16 protein-coding genes are annotated in these 16,646 nt (G+C 46.6%); 11 read left to right on the top strand and 5 right to left on the bottom strand.

Translation table 11 applies throughout. From position 1 onward, the window contains the following. Positions 1–235 precede the first annotated feature (235 nt). The 3 genes from rpsD to hisJ form a co-directional block, all read right to left on the bottom strand. The gene (gene rpsD, locus BW952_RS03930) at positions 236–838 is read right to left on the bottom strand and encodes a 30S ribosomal protein S4 (RefSeq protein ID WP_045850324.1); all 603 of its coding nucleotides are present in this window, start codon (positions 836–838) and stop codon (positions 236–238) included. 237 nt (positions 839–1,075) lie between these two features. Next, positions 1,076–1,555 (bottom strand): GAF domain-containing protein, encoded by a 480-nt coding sequence (locus BW952_RS03925; RefSeq protein ID WP_045850325.1) that lies wholly within the window; start codon positions 1,553–1,555, stop codon positions 1,076–1,078. Between the two features lie 2 nt (positions 1,556–1,557). Further along, positions 1,558–2,370, bottom strand: coding sequence for a histidinol-phosphatase HisJ (hisJ, locus tag BW952_RS03920; RefSeq protein WP_045850326.1), 813 nt, complete (start codon positions 2,368–2,370; stop codon positions 1,558–1,560). A gap of 207 nt (positions 2,371–2,577) precedes the next feature. On the opposite strand from hisJ, the gene ezrA reads away from it, so the two are divergent. The 7 genes from ezrA (at position 2,578) to BW952_RS03885 (ending at position 10,156) form a co-directional block, all read left to right on the top strand. Further along, positions 2,578–4,275, top strand: coding sequence for a septation ring formation regulator EzrA (gene ezrA / locus BW952_RS03915; RefSeq protein ID WP_052698399.1), 1,698 nt, complete (start codon positions 2,578–2,580; stop codon positions 4,273–4,275). A gap of 87 nt (positions 4,276–4,362) precedes the next feature. Next, positions 4,363–5,505 carry a cysteine desulfurase family protein gene (locus BW952_RS03910; protein WP_045850327.1) on the top strand — a complete coding sequence of 381 codons (1,143 nt, stop codon included), beginning with the start codon at positions 4,363–4,365 and terminating at the stop codon, positions 5,503–5,505. Then, positions 5,502–6,698: a tRNA uracil 4-sulfurtransferase ThiI gene (gene thiI / locus BW952_RS03905; protein WP_045850328.1), complete on the top strand. Its 1,197-nt coding sequence runs from the start codon at positions 5,502–5,504 to the stop codon at positions 6,696–6,698. The genes BW952_RS03910 and thiI overlap by 4 nt, the downstream gene beginning before the upstream one ends. A 72-nt stretch (positions 6,699–6,770) precedes the next feature. Next, on the top strand, positions 6,771–7,676 hold the full coding sequence (rarD, locus tag BW952_RS03900) for an EamA family transporter RarD (protein ID WP_045850329.1): 906 nt from the start codon (positions 6,771–6,773) through the stop codon (positions 7,674–7,676). A 74-nt stretch (positions 7,677–7,750) separates the two neighbouring features. Continuing rightward, the gene (gene tpx / locus BW952_RS03895; RefSeq protein WP_045850330.1) at positions 7,751–8,251 is read left to right on the top strand and encodes a thiol peroxidase; all 501 of its coding nucleotides are present in this window, start codon (positions 7,751–7,753) and stop codon (positions 8,249–8,251) included. An 85-nt stretch (positions 8,252–8,336) separates the two neighbouring features. Further along, entirely contained in the window at positions 8,337–9,326 is a 990-nt protein-coding gene (locus BW952_RS03890) for a class I SAM-dependent methyltransferase (protein WP_045850333.1), read from the top strand. 5 nt (positions 9,327–9,331) lie between these two features. After that, entirely contained in the window at positions 9,332–10,156 is an 825-nt protein-coding gene (locus BW952_RS03885) for an EcsC family protein (protein ID WP_045850331.1), read from the top strand. A gap of 626 nt (positions 10,157–10,782) precedes the next feature. Here BW952_RS03885 and BW952_RS03875 read toward each other — a convergent pair. Continuing rightward, on the bottom strand, positions 10,783–11,094 hold the full coding sequence (locus tag BW952_RS03875; protein WP_045852452.1) for a hypothetical protein: 312 nt from the start codon (positions 11,092–11,094) through the stop codon (positions 10,783–10,785). A gap of 232 nt (positions 11,095–11,326) precedes the next feature. On the opposite strand from BW952_RS03875, the gene BW952_RS03870 reads away from it, so the two are divergent. After that, positions 11,327–12,529 (top strand): argininosuccinate synthase, encoded by a 1,203-nt coding sequence (locus BW952_RS03870; protein WP_045852451.1) that lies wholly within the window; start codon positions 11,327–11,329, stop codon positions 12,527–12,529. A gap of 2 nt (positions 12,530–12,531) precedes the next feature. Continuing rightward, entirely contained in the window at positions 12,532–13,908 is a 1,377-nt protein-coding gene (gene argH, locus BW952_RS03865) for an argininosuccinate lyase (protein ID WP_045852450.1), read from the top strand. Positions 13,909–13,949: 41 nt separating this feature from the next. Here the strand turns inward: argH and BW952_RS03860 are convergent, their stop codons facing one another. Beyond that, positions 13,950–14,399 carry a universal stress protein gene (locus tag BW952_RS03860; RefSeq protein WP_045852449.1) on the bottom strand — a complete coding sequence of 150 codons (450 nt, stop codon included), beginning with the start codon at positions 14,397–14,399 and terminating at the stop codon, positions 13,950–13,952. Between the two features lie 150 nt (positions 14,400–14,549). Between BW952_RS03860 and BW952_RS03855 the strand changes: the two genes are divergently transcribed. Together BW952_RS03855 and BW952_RS03850 are read left to right on the top strand one after the other, a co-directional pair. After that, complete coding sequence (locus BW952_RS03855) at positions 14,550–15,230, top strand: metal-dependent hydrolase (RefSeq protein WP_045852448.1); 681 nt, start codon at positions 14,550–14,552, stop codon at positions 15,228–15,230. A gap of 99 nt (positions 15,231–15,329) precedes the next feature. Further along, positions 15,330–16,643 carry a CBS domain-containing protein gene (locus tag BW952_RS03850; RefSeq protein ID WP_045852447.1) on the top strand — a complete coding sequence of 438 codons (1,314 nt, stop codon included), beginning with the start codon at positions 15,330–15,332 and terminating at the stop codon, positions 16,641–16,643. The last annotated feature ends 3 nt before the right edge of the window (positions 16,644–16,646 follow it).

The raw sequence follows: 16,646 nt of genomic DNA, 5'->3' as shown, positions 1-16,646 counted from the left end.
GGACAGGCTGAAACAGCCGCGCTTTTTGGGCTGGTTCAGCGTTCGCCCCACCGGAAAGCGGAGCCGGCAGCCCGGAGCCCCTGAATGTTCTTTTTTAGAAAAACAGCCTATTTTTTGCTAAGAGAAAAGGAAACAATTTAGAAAAAACATCTGGTTTCTCTTGACCAGATTGTTTTTCAACAGGATGAGAAAACCCCCATCGGGAGTGATGGGGGTTTTCCATAAAACGATGTTATTAACGTGAGTAGAACTCAACGATAAGAGCTTCGTTAATTTCTGCTGGCAATTCAGAACGCTCAGGAAGGCGAGTGAATGTACCTTCAAGCTTGTCTGCATCAAATGTTAAGTAGTCAGGTACGAAGTTGTTTACTTCAACTGCTTCTTTGATGATAGCAAAGTTGTTTGATTTTTCACGAACACCGATCACTTGACCGATTTTCACCTGGTATGATGGAATGTCAAGACGTTTTCCATCAACAGTGATGTGGCCGTGGTTAACAAGCTGACGAGCTTGACGGCGAGTGCGGGCAAGACCTAAACGGTAAACAAGGTTATCAAGACGAGACTCAAGAAGGATCATGAAGTTTTCGCCGTATACGCCTTTTAGTTTACCTGCTTTGTCGAACAAGTTACGGAATTGACGCTCAGTCACACCGTACATGTGACGAAGCTTTTGCTTTTCTTGAAGCTGTTGTCCGTATTCAGAGATTTTTTTACGCTGGTTCGGACCGTGTGGACCTGGAGCGTAAGGGCGTTTTTCGATTTCTTTACCTGTTCCGCTTAGTGAAATACCAAGACGGCGGGATAATTTCCAGCTTGGACCTGTATAACGAGCCATTGAATGACTCCTCCTTTTGTGTTTTTATTTTGTTGTAAAATAAAAACCGGTGTGAAGAACTGTCAGCACATTTTGTTTTCATGCACCATCGCCCTGCAGCAACGGGTTACACGATGCCCCTTTTCCGGTCAGCCGGATAAAGAAACAAAATGACATCTAAACAGCGAACACATAGGCTGCATTTATTTTACACAAAGAGTAGTATATAACGCCTGAAATTCGATGTCAACCTTTTCTTTAAAGGAAACGGATTAATGACTCAGCGAATTGAACCAGGCCTTTTTCATCTTCTTCGTCAAAACGGTTTGTTTCAGGGCTGTCGATGTCAAGCACACCCAGTAATTCACCGTTTTTGATGAGCGGTACCACGATTTCAGAGCGGGAAGCGGCGTCACAGGCGATATGACCGGGAAACGCGTGAACATCTTCAATTCGCAGCGTTTTTCGCTCAGCAGCGGCTGTTCCGCATACCCCTTTTCCAAACGGGATACGGACGCAAGCCGGCAGTCCCTGGAAAGGGCCAAGCACAAGCTCATTTCCATCCACTATATAAAAGCCAGCCCAGTTAATGCGAGGCAAAAATTGGCCTAAAAGAGCAGAGGCGTTGCTTAAGTTTGCCGTTGCATTATGTTCTCCTTCAAGCAAGGCTTCCAGCTGCTTGATGACAAGCGTGTATTGCTCTGGTTTTGTTCCTGAATAAGCGGCAGTTTGAAACATAATTAAACACTTCCTTCTATTAAAATGCGATCGATTTCAGCGAGACCCTGGCCAAGTCCATTCGCTGCATGAGCATCAGACCCATAAATAAGCGGAATGCCCATCGAATGAGCCGTTCGGGCAATGTGAATGGGCGGATACGTTTCCCGGCATAATGGCTTGACGAAACCGGCGCCATTGTAATCCAGTGAGCAGCCGGTTTGTTTTATTTGGACCAAAATACGCTGGATCATTGCATCAAACGAATGATGGCAGGGAAACATGCGCTGGAATTTACGAACAAGGGTCATATGGCCGATCCGCGTTGGTTTATAGGGACCAAGATTCGCCTGAATTGATTGTAATAACGTATGATAGTACAACTCATAAACAAATTCAATCGATCCGGCTTTTTGAATAATTCGTTCAAATTCCTCCTTACTGAAATCCACACAAACAAATTGCCCTTGCACTGGAAGAAAGTGAACAGACAAAATAGCATCGTCGAGAAAAGGGCCGTACTCGTTCAAAAAATGGGTTGTTTCTTCCTCAAAACCGGGAATGTAATCTACTTCCAGCCCCCTGTTAATTGTAATTGAAGAGGCATATTCCTTCTTTGCTGCTTCTACGTCCTTTAAATACGCCTCAAGGTCCTCAGGCCGCATCGCGCTGTCACGAGCGGGAGCGGGATCGGTAAACGATGCCGGCAACGGGGCATGCTCGGCAAACGTGATCTCAGAAAAGCCAAGCGTGATCGCGCGTTCAATATACTGCTTCAAGGAATCAGTGGAGCCGTGCGGGCAATAAGCCGTATGAATATGTCCGTCTCTTAGCATGCGAAAATACTCCTTTTTTCATCAAATAGCCGTTTTTTTGACATTTTTTTGCGAAAACTGTTCGGAAAAACATAAGTTCTCATCAAAAACATGAGCAATCATGCTATTATTAATAATAGTGAAATTATACGCAATTGATTGACGGGGCGCAATGAGGCGTTTCCTTTTTATACATACTATTTATTCGTTGTTACGAGGGGGCTTATGATGGTGGAATTCGTCATTGGAGCGATCATTGTCGTACTTATTTTTCTCATTTACGCAATGGTGGGCAGAAAAAGAAATGCAAAAGAAATTGATCAGCTTGACATGAAAAAAACAGAGCTGCTTCATCGCCCAGTGAATGAAGAGCTGGCAAAAGTAAAGCGGCTGAATATGACAGGACAAACAGAATCGCTGTTCGACCGCTGGCGTGCAGAATGGGATGAAGTCGTCACAGTCGATATTCCGGCTGTGGATGAAAAATTGTTCGCCTCTGAAGATCAGGTGGACAAATTCCGCTTTGGCGCCGCTAAAAAAACAAACAATGAAATTGAAAGCCGCCTCGTGCAAATTGAAAAAAAAGTAAATAGTATTTTATCGGAGCTTGAGCAGCTTGTTGGAAGCGAAGAAAAAAATCGTGCAGAAGGCGAAGATATGTATACGCGCCAGCGTGAAGCGAAAAAACGGCTGCTTGCCCACAGACATACCTTTGGAAAAGCAGCGTCAGTCCTTGAAATTCAGCTGGACGTCATTGCTGGCCGATTCGATAAATTTGCGGACTTAACAGAGGATGGAGATTATCTGGAGGCCCGTGAGCTGCTAATGGAAATCCAGGCGGAAATGGACATCATGGAACATAAGATGGTGCGGATTCCAGTGTTGATGACAGAAGTGAATCATACGCTTCCGGCGCAGCTTTCAGAAATTGAACACGGGTACAAAGAAATGAAGCAGGACGGCTATATGCTGGATCATCTGCAAATTGAAAAAGAAGTGAATGAATTAAAGGAAGATTTAAACCGCAGCCGAGATTTGCTTGTGAAAACAGAAGTGTCGGAAACGGAATTAATCGTGAAGGATGCCCGGGACAGCATCGAATTTTTCTACGATTTGCTGGAAAAAGAAGTGATGGCGAAGCATCATGTGCTGAAGGATGAAGGGGAAACCGGTACGGTTATTCATGGCATCAGCGAACAAAACGATGACTTGCTGGAGCAAACGGATCTGGTCAAGCAAAGCTACCAACTGAACGGGGAAGAAGCCGATGTCCCGAAACGGCTAAAGGAAGAAATCTATCATCTCGAAAAGCAGTATGAAATTTTATACGGGCGTATTGAGGAAGAAAAAACGGCGTATTCATTTTTACATGATGAATTAAAAGACATACAGGCACGGATGGAAGAATTGAAAAAAGAGCAGGAAGGGTTTTCTGCCTTTCTTCAAACATTACGAAAAGACGAAGTGGAAGCCACGAAAGAGCTGCAAACCTTAAAAAACCGCTTGCAGCATATTACACGAAAAGTAAAGCAAAGCAACTTGCCGGGTATTCCGGATTATTACAAGGAGCTGAGTGAAGATGCACGTGTGCGGATTCACGAAACGGGCACAAACTTAAATGAAAAGCCGCTGAATATGAAAGCTGTGCGGGAAAAACTTGACGCAGCCAACGGATCCGTTGAGCATTTGGCGAATAAAACCGATGAACTGATCGAGCAGGTTGCCCTATCCGAGCGCATGCTTCAATTCGGAAACCGGTACCGCCGGACGCATCCAAGCATAGGGCCGAAGCTAAATGAAGCGGAGCTTGCTTTTCGTCAGGCAGATTACAGCAAAGCGCTTGAATTGTGTGCTACAGCCATTGATAAAGTGGATTCCAAAGGGCTGAAGCGGTTTGATGCGCAGTTTAAAGAAGAACAACCTTAAAGCAAAGGCCGTCTCAAGAAAAAGAGGCGGCTTTTTTTGTGTCAATGTGCTAACATGATGAAGTGAAAAAAGTAAGGAGCAGCAGAGATGATTTATTTCGACAATAGTGCAACGACAATGCCGGATCAATCGGTTTTGGATACATTTATAAAAGCAAGCACCCGCTTTTTTGGCAATCCGTCTTCCCTGCATTTTCCAGGGATGGAGGCAGAGCGATTTCTTGAAAGAGCAAGGAATCAAATTGCGGTCTTATGCCAGGTAAGTGCTGACGAGATTATTTTTACATCAGGCGGCACAGAATCCAATAATTTGGCGGTCAAAGGGGCTGCCCGTTTTTACCAAAACAGAGGGCGCCACATCGTGACAACAGCGATTGAGCACCCATCTGTATTTGAAGCGTGCCGTGACCTTGAAGAAGAAGGATTCCGTGTCACTTATGTACAGCCGGGACAAAATGGTGTCGTGAAAACGGCGGATATTGAACGAGTGATGACGGATGATACCATTCTCGTCACGGTTATGCATGTCAACAACGAAACAGGCGCGATTCAGCCGGTGGAAGAAATCGGCCGCATGCTGAAAAGCTATCCGCAAACGCGATTTCATGTTGACGCTGTCCAGGGCTTTGGAAAAGTGCCGCTCAACATAAAGAAGGCGAACATTGATCTTTTGTCGGTGTCCGGCCATAAGCTGCACGGCTTAAAAGGCACGGGTTTTTTAGTTAAACGAAGCCGTGCTGAGCTCGTTCCTCTTTTATCAGGAGGAGGGCAGGAAAAAGGCATTCGCAGCGGAACGGAGCATACGGCCGCCGCCGCTGCGCTTGCTAAAACCGTTCGTCTCACATTAAAAGAAGAGGTATCTTCTATTCAAAAGATGACGAACTGGCTCCGCCAAACACTCGAATTAAGACCGGAATTTGTTATTCATACACCGGATGGTCAAGCGGCACCGCACATTTTGAACGTGTCGGTGAACGGCGTAAAAGGGGAAGTGCTCGTTCACGCGCTTGAAAAGAAAGGCTTCATTGTTTCGACAACAAGTGCTTGCTCGTCCAAGCAAACAAAGCCAAGCAGAACGCTGATGGCGATGGGGGTGCACCAGGACCTCGCATCATCCGCTATTCGCATCAGTTTATCCTCACGCAATACGATGGAAGAAGCAGAACAATTTATCGAGACGCTGGATACGATTGTCCCGCAGCTCGCGAAAAAAAGGAATGAACGAAAATGACGTATGATCGTATTTTAATCCGCTACGGGGAAATCTCGACAAAGGGACGAAACCGAAGCAAGTTTACAAATAAAATGAAAATGAATATTATTCGTTTGCTGAAAGATGAACGAATTCAAGTGGATGCACAGCGAGACAGAATGTTTCTTTATTTAAACGGGGCATCGTTTGAAGACGTAAAAGAAAAGCTTGTCCATGTGTCTGGCATTCAATCCTTCAGCCCGGTTGTGAAAACGACGCAGGATGTAGCGGCGATAAAAGAAGCGGCTCTTCTGCTTGTGAAAAAAGCGATGAATGGACAGGCGGCTTCGTTTAAAGTAAGCACACGCCGCGCTGATAAGCAGTTTCCCCTCGATACGCATGAATTAAATCATGAAATTGGCGGGCATGTTCTTCGCGGGACAGACGATTTGACCGTCGATGTCCGCCAGCCGGATTTTACATTGACTGTTGAAGTCCGGAAAGAAGCCGTTTATTTATCGTCTGAAACGATACCGGGTGCGGGCGGCATGCCTGCGGGAGCAGCAGGAAAAGCGGTTTTGCTTTTATCGGGTGGCTTGGACAGTCCGGTGGCAGGCTACATGATGATGAAGCGCGGAGTGGAAATCGAAGCTGTCCACTTTTTCAGCCCGCCATACACGAGTGACCGGGCCAAGCAAAAGGTCATTGATCTGGCCAACGTGCTGACTATGTATGGAGGAAGCATCCGCTTGCACATCGTTCCGTTTACAGACATTCAATTAGCCATTCACAAACAAGTGCCGGAAAATTATACGATGACGTCAACGCGCAGAGTGATGATGCAAATTGCGGACCAAATTCGCGAGCAGACCGGCTCTTTAGCGATCGTAACCGGCGAAAGTCTCGGACAAGTGGCAAGCCAGACGATGGAAAGCATGGCAGCCATCAATGATGTAACGAATACGCCTGTACTCCGGCCGCTTGTGGCGACAGACAAGCTCGAGATCATGGAAGTGGCGAGAAAAATCGGAACACATGATATTTCTATTTTGCCTTTTGAAGACTGCTGCACCATTTTTACACCGGCTGCTCCGAAAACAAAACCGAAAACCGAAAAGGTCCAGTTTTTCGAAAGCTTTTTGGATTTTCAGCCGATGATCGAGAAGGCGATCAAAGAAACAGAAACCATTGTCTTGCCGAAAGCAGAGGAAGAAATGGACGATCTGCTATAAGAATGCGCGCTTGTTAAAAGCGCGTCCTTTTTAGAAATATATTTCGTGTATGGAAATAAATGAGGTGGAGACATGCAAAATGAGCGTAGAGAAGGCATGCTGTATACGGCCGGCTCTTATTTTATCTGGGGATTGATCCCGATTTACTGGAAGCTCGTCAGTGATGTGTCGGCGTATGAAATCCTGGCCAACCGCATCATCTGGTCTTTTGTTTTTATGGTCCTTTTGCTTTTAATAATGAAAAAGCTGGCGCCGCTGAGAAAGGTGCTGAAGGACATTGTTACTTACCCTAAGAAAGCACTGGCGCTTGCGGCTGCGTCCTTACTTATCAGTGTAAACTGGTTTGTTTTTATTTGGGCGGTGAATAACGACCATATCATCGAAACGAGCATGGGGTATTACATTAATCCGTTGATGAGCGTCCTGCTTGGCGTTTTAGTTTTAAAGGAATCTCTTTCAAAAGCGCAGGTCGTATCGTTTATTCTGGCAGCAGGCGGTGTTTTTGTGATGACCTTTTCATATGGGTCATTTCCATGGGTGTCATTGACCCTTGCCATATCCTTTGCTTTATACGGTCTGGCGAAAAAAATGATCCGTCTGGATGCCGCGGTCGGGTTGACGATCGAAACAGCCGCTGTGACGCCGGTTGCCATTTTATATTTACTGCTGCTGGCAGGAGACCAGCACCTCCAGCTGTTTCACCAATCCTGGGAAACTGATTTGCTGTTAATGGGAGGCGGCGTACTGACGGCCGTTCCACTCCTGCTGTTTGGACATGGCGCACAAAAGATTCCTCTATACTTAATCGGCTTTCTTCAATACATAGCACCGACAATGACGCTGATACTGGGTGTTTTTCTGTACAAGGAACCCTTTACACCGGCTCAAATGCTGTCGTTTCTTCTTATTTGGAGTGCGCTTCTTGTGTTTACAGTTGCGCAGGTAAAGGGGATTCAAAAGAAAAAAGCGGTCGTTTAGCCCTTTTTCGTTGCATTCCGCCCAATTTATTCAGTATGATGTATGTATACTGCTGAATGTGGAGGGAATTATAAATGGCGAATGTAACGTTTAAAGGGAATCCAATGACATTGATCGGAAACGAAGTAAAAGCGGGGGACAAGGCTCCGGATTTTACGGTGCTGGCAAATGATTTGTCACCTGTCACGCTTTCAGATACATCAGGGAAAGTTCGTTTAATCAGTGTCGTGCCTTCAATTGATACAGGTGTTTGTGACGCACAGACACGCCGTTTCAATGAAGAAGCAGCAAAAGTGGATAACGTTGAAGTGCTGACCATCTCAGCTGACCTTCCGTTTGCTCAAAAACGCTGGTGTGCGGCAGCGGGTCTTGAGAATGTGAAAACATTGTCTGACCACCGCGATTTTTCTTTCGCTGAAAGCTATGGTGTCGGAATGAAGGAGCTTCGTCTTCTTGCGCGTTCTGTGTTTGTGATTGATTCTACGGATACGGTCACATACGTGGAATACGTCGGTGAAGGAACCGATCATCCGAACTACGATGCAGCGATTGAAGCAGCAAAAGCAGCAAACTAATTCAGTACAGGCTCGTTTCGCAGCCGGCTTTGACATCATGTCGGAGCCGGCTGTTTTTTGCGGCCCGAAAGTGAGGACTTTTTATATGCAGGAATTAACCGTAGAGAAATTGTTTACCGTGCTTGATGAATCAGCCGGTGTGTTAAGCCGGCTGTTAGGCATATCATATTTAGAGGCGCTCGGTGAAACCGCCGAGAATCTGTTTCACGGCTACGTTTTACAGGAAGAGCTGAGTGAAGTGGATGAAAAACGGCTGTTAAAGCTTTACAATGAGATGGAATTAGAGCGTTATTCGAAAGAAGCGGTGCGCAAGTCGTATCAGCTGGCTATTTTAAAAGGAATGAAAGAGCATGTACAGCCGAATCATCAAATGACCCCTGATTCAATCGGCCTGTTCATCGCCTATTTGCTCCGAAAAAGCAGAGGCAAATCCGACTCCTTTTCATTGCTTGATCCGGCGATCGGGACAGGCAATCTCGTCACAACGGTTTTAAATGAATTTGACGGGAAAGCGGAAGCACATGGTGTTGATATTGATGACGTTTTGTTAAAGCTCGCCTATGCCGGATCGAACCTGCTGCACCACCCAATTACCCTTTATAACCAGGACGCGCTTGAGCCACTGTTAATCGACCCGGTCGATGTTGTTGTATGCGATTTGCCTGTTGGCTATTATCCAAATGACGAGCGGGCCGCTTCGTATAAGCTAAAAGCAGACAGCGGTCATTCCTATGCGCACCATTTATTTATTGAACAAAGCCTTCAGCATACAAAGCCGGGCGGCCAGCTTTTTTTCATTATTCCTAACGGCTTATTTGAATCAGCAGAAGCGAAAAAGCTTCAGCGCTTTTTAACCGAGGAAGCGTACATTGAAGGTGTCATTCAGCTGCCTGAAACGCTTTTTAAAAACAAGCAGGCAGCTAAAAGCATTTTAATGGTGCGCAAAAAATCACCGAGAGTGAAAAAGCCGAAAGAAGTGCTTCTCGCGGCAATGCCTTCCTTAACCGATAAAAAAGCGACAGCAGCGATCGTTCAAAAAATTGACCGCTGGTTTAGCGAGCATCAGAAGGGGTGACATTCATGTGGACAAAGCAGGATGAAGTGCATTGGAATGCGCTGATGGAATGGGAGCAGCAGCTCGTTTCCAATCAAAGTGACGAAGCGAGCGGGATCGAAGCGCAGGTCAATAAACTGACAGCCGCGCTGCCGGACGATGCCGCGAGCCGTTTATTCGGGCAACTGGACCAGTCAGCGGCCTGGATTTGTTCGTTTTTGCAGAAAGAGCCGGTCCTTGAGGGAACGAAAACGCGAATAATGGAAACAGCGCGTCTTTTTCAAGAGGATATTGAGTCGATTGAGCAGATGCGCCGCTTATCCATTGATCAGCTGCATTTCATCTGTCAGCAGCAGTCAGATAAAATCCGTGCTGCGGCCGCTGTCCAGGGAGCGCTGACGGGGACAGGCAAAACACTGCCTATTCTGGCTGACTTGCTTGTAATCACGATGCTGCAAATCCGCACGATTCAAACGACCGCGCTTTCTTATGGGGTGGACCTTCGCCAGCCATTTGAAATGGAGCATACACTGCATCTTCTGTATACGTCACTGCTCCCGGCGTCGCTTCAAGCAGATGGCTGGGCAAAGCTCATTACGGAAGTGGAAGAAAAGGTGTCCTACATAGATGAGGAAAGCTGGGGGTTAAACGAATCGATGCTGCAAAAGCCGCTTATTCATGCGATAAAGCTGGCTTCTGTCCGGCTGCTTCAGCCGCGTAAGTCATCCATCCCGCTTCTTTCGATGGCGGTCAGTGCGGGGGTAAATTACCAAACCATCAAGCAAACCGCCATCTTGGCTGAACACTACTACCAATACCGTTACCTGCACGACAAAAAGAACCGGCCCTAAAAGCCGGTTCTTTCCATAAAAGCAGGTGCCCACTTCTCTTTTCAAATCCAATGTGCTTGCGCGAACACAGTCCGGGCGGCTTCTGCAGGACTTCGCGTTCGGAGGGGCGGGCGGTGAGCTAACTTTTGTCGCTACGCTCCAAAAGTGGATCTCACCTGACCCGCTGATCCCTCCCGAGTCTTCGTCCTGCGCCAGCCGCCCTAGTGGGGAGGAAAAGCAGATTGCAAAACCAAAAATAGAAATCGTTCTGAGTGGAAAAAAGAGATGAGAATCCTCTGCTTTTCACTATGTAGGAAAAGAGGAATTCCTTCTTGATGTCACAAGTTTTCAAGAATAGCCGCCTGTCATGCTCGCTGTTCCTTTAGAACCACTACGGGCGGAGGGGTGCCGGTGAAGACTCCAGTGGGACGAGCGGACAGGCTGAAACAGCCGCGCTTTTGGGCTGGTTCAGCGTTCGCCCCACCGGAAAGCGGAACCGGCAGCCTGGAGCCCTGGATGTTCTTTTCTAGAAAAATAGGCTATTCTTTGCTCTGAGAAAGGGAACAATCTTGAAAAAACAATAAGATTCATTTTACACATTTGTTTTTCAACATTATGAAAGGAACGGACCATAAAAGCCGGTTCTTTCATGAATGTAACTTTGTAGTAGAGTGAACATCGGGAACGGTGCGAAACCAAAGCCATAAATCGTTAATAATAGAAGCAAGCTCGCTGATTTCGGTGTTAAGGCGGCAGGACTGCTCGAAATCCTCTTCACGATCCAGTTCAAATTGCTTTCGATTAATTGTCTTCTCCAATTCCTGAATGCGGTCTGGGATTTGGCCGCGTATCATTTCCCACCTATGCATCATTTCCTGCTTTTCATCCATTGAGTAATCATGCCACTCCCGCTTAAGGGCAGGCAGCTGTATACCGAGCCGCTCATCGTGCTGAAACAAAAGATCACCTGCTTTACGTACGTTTCTTCTATCATAGTAAAAGGCGAATAAAATAGCAAAGCGCCAGAATATACATGATTTCTACATAAATACACAAAAAACTGTATTTTTTTCAGCAAACCACTTGAAAGACCCTTTGGAACGTGATATTCTTTATACATATTAAAGAATAAAAATTAATTCAGATGAATAATTATACTGTTAGTTGTAATTAAGAGGAGGAAGTAAATAGATGGGTAAGAAAGTCGTTTTAGCATATTCAGGTGGTCTTGATACATCTGTCGCCATTCCGTGGCTTAAGGAACAAGGGTATGACGTAGTGGCTGTTTGCCTGGACGTCGGTGAAGGAAAAGATCTTGAATTTATTAAAAACAAAGCGCTGCAGGTAGGCGCGGTGGAAAGCTATATGATCGATGCGAAAAAAGAATTCGCGGAAGATTTCGCTCTTGTGGCTCTTCAAGGTCATACGTGGTACGAAAACAAATACCCGGTTGTATCTGCTCTTTCACGCCCGCTTATTTCAAAAAAGCTTGTTGAAATTGCGGAACAGGAAAATGCAACAGCGGTTGCACACGGCTGTACTGGAAAAGGAAATGACCAGGTTCGCTTTGAAGTAGCGATCCGCGCATTGAACCCGGACCTTGAAGTGTTAGCGCCTGTTCGTGACTGGGCCTGGTCGCGTGAAGAAGAAATCGAATATGCGAAGCAGCATGATGTTCCTGTGCCGATCGGCAAGGAAAGCCCGTTTTCTATCGATCAAAACCTGTGGGGCCGTGCAAATGAGTGTGGCGCACTGGAAGACCCTTGGGCAGCGCCACCGCTTGATGCATACGATTTAACGGCTCACCTTGAAGATACACCGGATACGCCAGACATCATTGAGATCGAATTTGAAGAAGGTGTACCGACTGCTGTAAACGGGGAGAAAATGGAGCTTGCTGAGCTTATTCTTCACTTAAATGAAGTGGCAGGCAAACACGGCATTGGCCGTATTGACCATATTGAAAACCGCCTTGTCGGAATCAAGTCACGTGAAGTGTATGAAACACCAGGTGCCACAACGCTGATTACAGCACATAAAGAGCTTGAAGATATCACGCTTGTAAAAGAACTGGCTCACTTCAAGCCGGTTATTGAAAAGCGCTTGACTGAAATTATTTATGACGGTCTTTGGTTCAACCCGATCCGTGAATCACTTGTTGCGTTTTTAAAGGATACACAGAAATACGTAACTGGAACGGTTCGTGTCAAGCTGTTTAAAGGCCATGCCATTGTAGAAGGAAGAAAGTCTCCTTATTCATTGTATGACGAAGCGCTTGCTACGTATTCAAAAGATGACGCGTTTGACCATGCATCTGCGATTGGCTTTATCAATCTGTATGGCCTTCCAACAGTTGTCAGCTCGCGTGTTCATAAAGAGAAGGGGCTTAAGTAATCATGACGAAAAAGTTATGGGGCGGCCGATTTCAAAAATCAGCGGAAGAGTGGGTAGACGAATTCGGTGCGTCCATCTCATTTGACCAGGAGCTTGTTTTCGAGGATATCGAAGGCAGCATCGCCCACGTGACCATGCTTGGTGAAACAGGCATATTAACAGAAGAAGAAATGAATCAAATCAAGTCAGGCCTTGACGCTTTAAAGAAGAAAGCGGAAGCTGGTGAAATCGAATTTTCGGTATCGCTTGAGGATATTCATTTAAACTTAGAAAAAGCATTGATTGATTCGATTGGTCCTGTTGGCGGCAAGCTTCATACTGGAAGAAGCCGGAATGATCAAGTCGCGACGGACATGCATTTGTACTTGAAGAAGCAGGTCAAAGACATTATCGGATTAATCAGCCAGTTCCAGTCTGTTTTAGTGGAGAAAGCAGACAAGCATAAAGAAACGATTGCGCCGGGCTATACGCACTTGCAGCGTGCGCAGCCGATTTCATTCGGCCATCATTTGATGACGTATTTTTGGATGCTTCAGCGTGATAAAGAACGGTATACAGAAGCGTTGAAACGGATTGATATGTCTCCGCTCGGGGCGGGGGCTCTCGCCGGTACGACTTTCCCGATCGACCGTCAGCGTTCAGCGGAGCTGCTCGGCTTCTCAGCTGTGTATCAAAACAGCATGGACGCGGTCAGTGACCGTGATTTCATTCTTGAATTTTTAAGCACCTCATCGATTTTGATGATGCACATGTCCCGTTTTGCGGAAGAGATCATTTTATGGTCGAGCCAGGAGTTTCGCTTCGTCGAGATGGATGATACGTTCTCCACCGGTTCAAGCATTATGCCGCAAAAGAAAAATCCGGATATGGCCGAGCTTATTCGCGGCAAAACAGGACGCGTATACGGCAACCTGTTCAGTCTGCTGACTATTTTAAAAGGTCTTCCGCTTGCGTATAACAAAGATATGCAGGAAGACAAAGAGGGCATGTTCGATACCGTACATACGGTTCTCGGCTCACTGAAAATTTTCGCCGGCATGGTCGATACAATGACGGTGCATGAAGACCGCATGAAAGACGCTGTGCAAAATGATTTCTCTAATGCGACAGAGCTTGCGGATTACCTGGCAGCAAAAGGGATTCCGTTCCGCGAAGCGCATGAAATTACCGGCAAGCTTGTGTTTACTTGCATTCAAAAAGGCTGCTTCCTGCTCGATCTTTCCATGGAAGAGTTGAAAGAAGCATCGAATGTAATCGAAGAAGATATTTACGGCGTTCTGTCTCCGTACGAAGCAGTCAAGAGAAGGAAGTCTCTAGGCGGCACTGGATTCGACCAGGTCGAAAACCAGATTCAAGCGGCAAAAGAATTGCTTAAATAAACAAAACCCGCCAAAGGAGTGGCGGGTTTTTTCGTGCGGTTTTAGTCTTCGATGTCATCTGTACGAACGATTAATACGTCGCAATTGGCGGCGCGGGTAATGTGCTCGGAAACGCTGCCAATGAGGAAGCGCTCCATTGCATTTAAGCCGGTTGCACCACAGATGATCAAATCCGCTTCTACTTGTTTTGCTACGTCCTTTGGAATAATGACTTTAGGGGAGCCGTATTCCACAAATGCATTTACGTGCGTGACGCCGGCGGTTTCGGCTTCCTTCTTGTACTCATCAAGAAGCTCGTTTCCATACTTTGTTGCCCGTTCAGCGATGGAGCGGTCATATGCTTCGATCGCAGCAAAAGAACGGGTGTCAATGACGTGAACGAGATTTAACGAAGCGCCGTTCCGTTTAGCAATTTGAACAGATTTTTTAAAGGCCCATTCGGCTTCCTTCGATCCGTCAACTGCGACCAATATGTGCTGGTACTTCAACATAAGTCATTCCCCCTTATACTTACATTTTACAACAAAACGAGAAAATAAAAAGTGATATGTTTAACATTTCAGAAAATATTCACGAGCATGTTTAAACGGGCCCTAATGTGGAAAAAAGCAAAGTAATGCATGTAAGAAAGGGGATTCACCATGAAAGTATCGTACCACGGACATTCCATCGTCAAAATCGAAACAAACGGAAAAACAGTTTTAATTGATCCTTTTATTACAGGAAATGAGCTGACCGATTTAAAAGCAGACGAGCAGAATCCAGATTTTATTGTGCTGACACATGGGCACGGTGATCACGTTGGCGACACGGTTGACATTGCGATGCGGAGCGGCGCTCTTGTCATTGCCGTGAACGAGCTGGCGCTTTACCTGCAGCATCAGGGGGTCAATGCTCATCCGATGCATATTGGCGGCAGCTACTCATTCGATTTCGGAAAAGTGAAATTCACTCAGGCGTTTCACGGGTCCGGACTTCAGCAGGAGGATGGCACTTTCTTGTATATGGGCATGCCGGCCGGTGTCCTTATTATGAATGAAGGGAAGACCGTTTATCATGCGGGCGATACTGGACTGTTTTCTGATATGAAGCTGATCGCAGAACGACATCCGATTGATCTTGCTTTCCTGCCGATTGGCGACAACTTTACGATGGGACCGGACGATGCCGCCGTGGCAGCGGGCTTTCTGCAAGCGAAAACCGTCGTGCCGATTCACTTTGATACATTCCCGCCGATTCGCCAAAACCCGGAAGATTTCACGTCCAAAGTCGCTGCCGGAACAGGCAAGGTCATGAAGCCGGGCGACCATATAGAACTGTAATGACAGAAGCTGCCTTGCGCAAGGCGGCTTCTTTTTTTTCGTTTCGTTTTCCTTTATAATGAAGAAAGGAATGAGAGCGGAAAGGGACGGGTGGAGCCATTGATAACGAAACACGAACAAATTCTTCAGTACATCGAGGAATTGCCGATTGGCGAAAAAATCTCCGTGCGCCAAATTGCCAAAGCACTTTCCCTCAGCGAAGGGACGGCCTACCGGGCTATTAAGGATGCGGAGACAAAAGGAATGGTCAGTTCCATCGAGCGCGTCGGGACGATCCGAATCGAGCAAAAGAAAAAGGAAAATATTGAAAAGCTCACGTTCGCTGAAGTGGTTAATATTGTGGATGGCCAGGTGCTGGGCGGACGGAATGGATTACATAAAACGTTAAACAAATTTGTGATCGGGGCAATGCAGCTTGAAGCGATGATGCGCTATACAGGTCCGGGCAATTTATTAATTGTCGGAAACCGCGTAAAAGCCCATGAGCTTGCTCTTCAGGCGGGAGCGGCCGTGTTAATTACCGGCGGATTCGAAGCCGGAGACGAGCTGAAAAAATTAGCGGATGACATGGAACTGCCGGTTATTTCGACAAGCTATGACACGTTTACTGTTGCGGCCATGATCAACCGGGCTATTTACGATCAGTTAATAAAAAAAGAAATCGTCCTGGTCGGGGATATATTAACCCCGGTGGAAAGCAGCGTGTTTCTTGAACTCGGCAATACAGTTGGGGACTGGCTCGACAAAAACCGTGAAACGTCCCATAGCCGCTTCCCGGTTGTGGATGATCACTTGAAGGTATTCGGAATGGTGACGGCGAAGGATATTATGGGAAGCGGCCGTGAGATGATGATTGAAAAAGTCATGACCAAGCACCCCATTACGGTTACATTGAAAACAAGCGTTGCGTCAGCCGCCCACATGATGATCTGGGAAGGCATTGAATTGCTGCCGGTTGTAGACGAGCACAACCGCCTGCAGGGCATTGTCAGCAGGCAAGACGTATTAAAAGCGATGCAAATGGCACAGCGACAGCCTCAGGCTGCAGAAACGCTTGATGATACGATCGCTAAACAGCTGATTCTGCCGGAGGACCACGCTACAACCGGCGGGTATCAATTCGAGGTTACACCGCAGATGACGAATCAGCTCGGCACGATTTCATACGGGGTATTTACAACAGTCGTAACAGAGGCGGCGAACCGGGCGCTGCGGGCGCATAAGCGAGGCGATCTGGTTGTGGAAAACATCACGATTTACTTTCTAAAGCCTGTTCAAATGGAGTCTGTGCTTCACATTATGCCAAAGGTGCTTGAAATCGGCCGGAAATTCGGGAAAGTGGACGTGGAAGTGTACAACGCAGGGGTATTGGCAGGAAAGGTCATGATGATGTGCCAGTTGATTGACCGCTAACGA

It is taken from the genome of Domibacillus enclensis, assembly GCF_900156125.1.
Lineage (GTDB): Bacteria > Bacillota > Bacilli > Bacillales > Domibacillaceae > Domibacillus > Domibacillus enclensis.
Note: the sequence above shows the minus strand (reverse complement) of the source record. Positions and strands in the feature narration are given on the sequence as shown.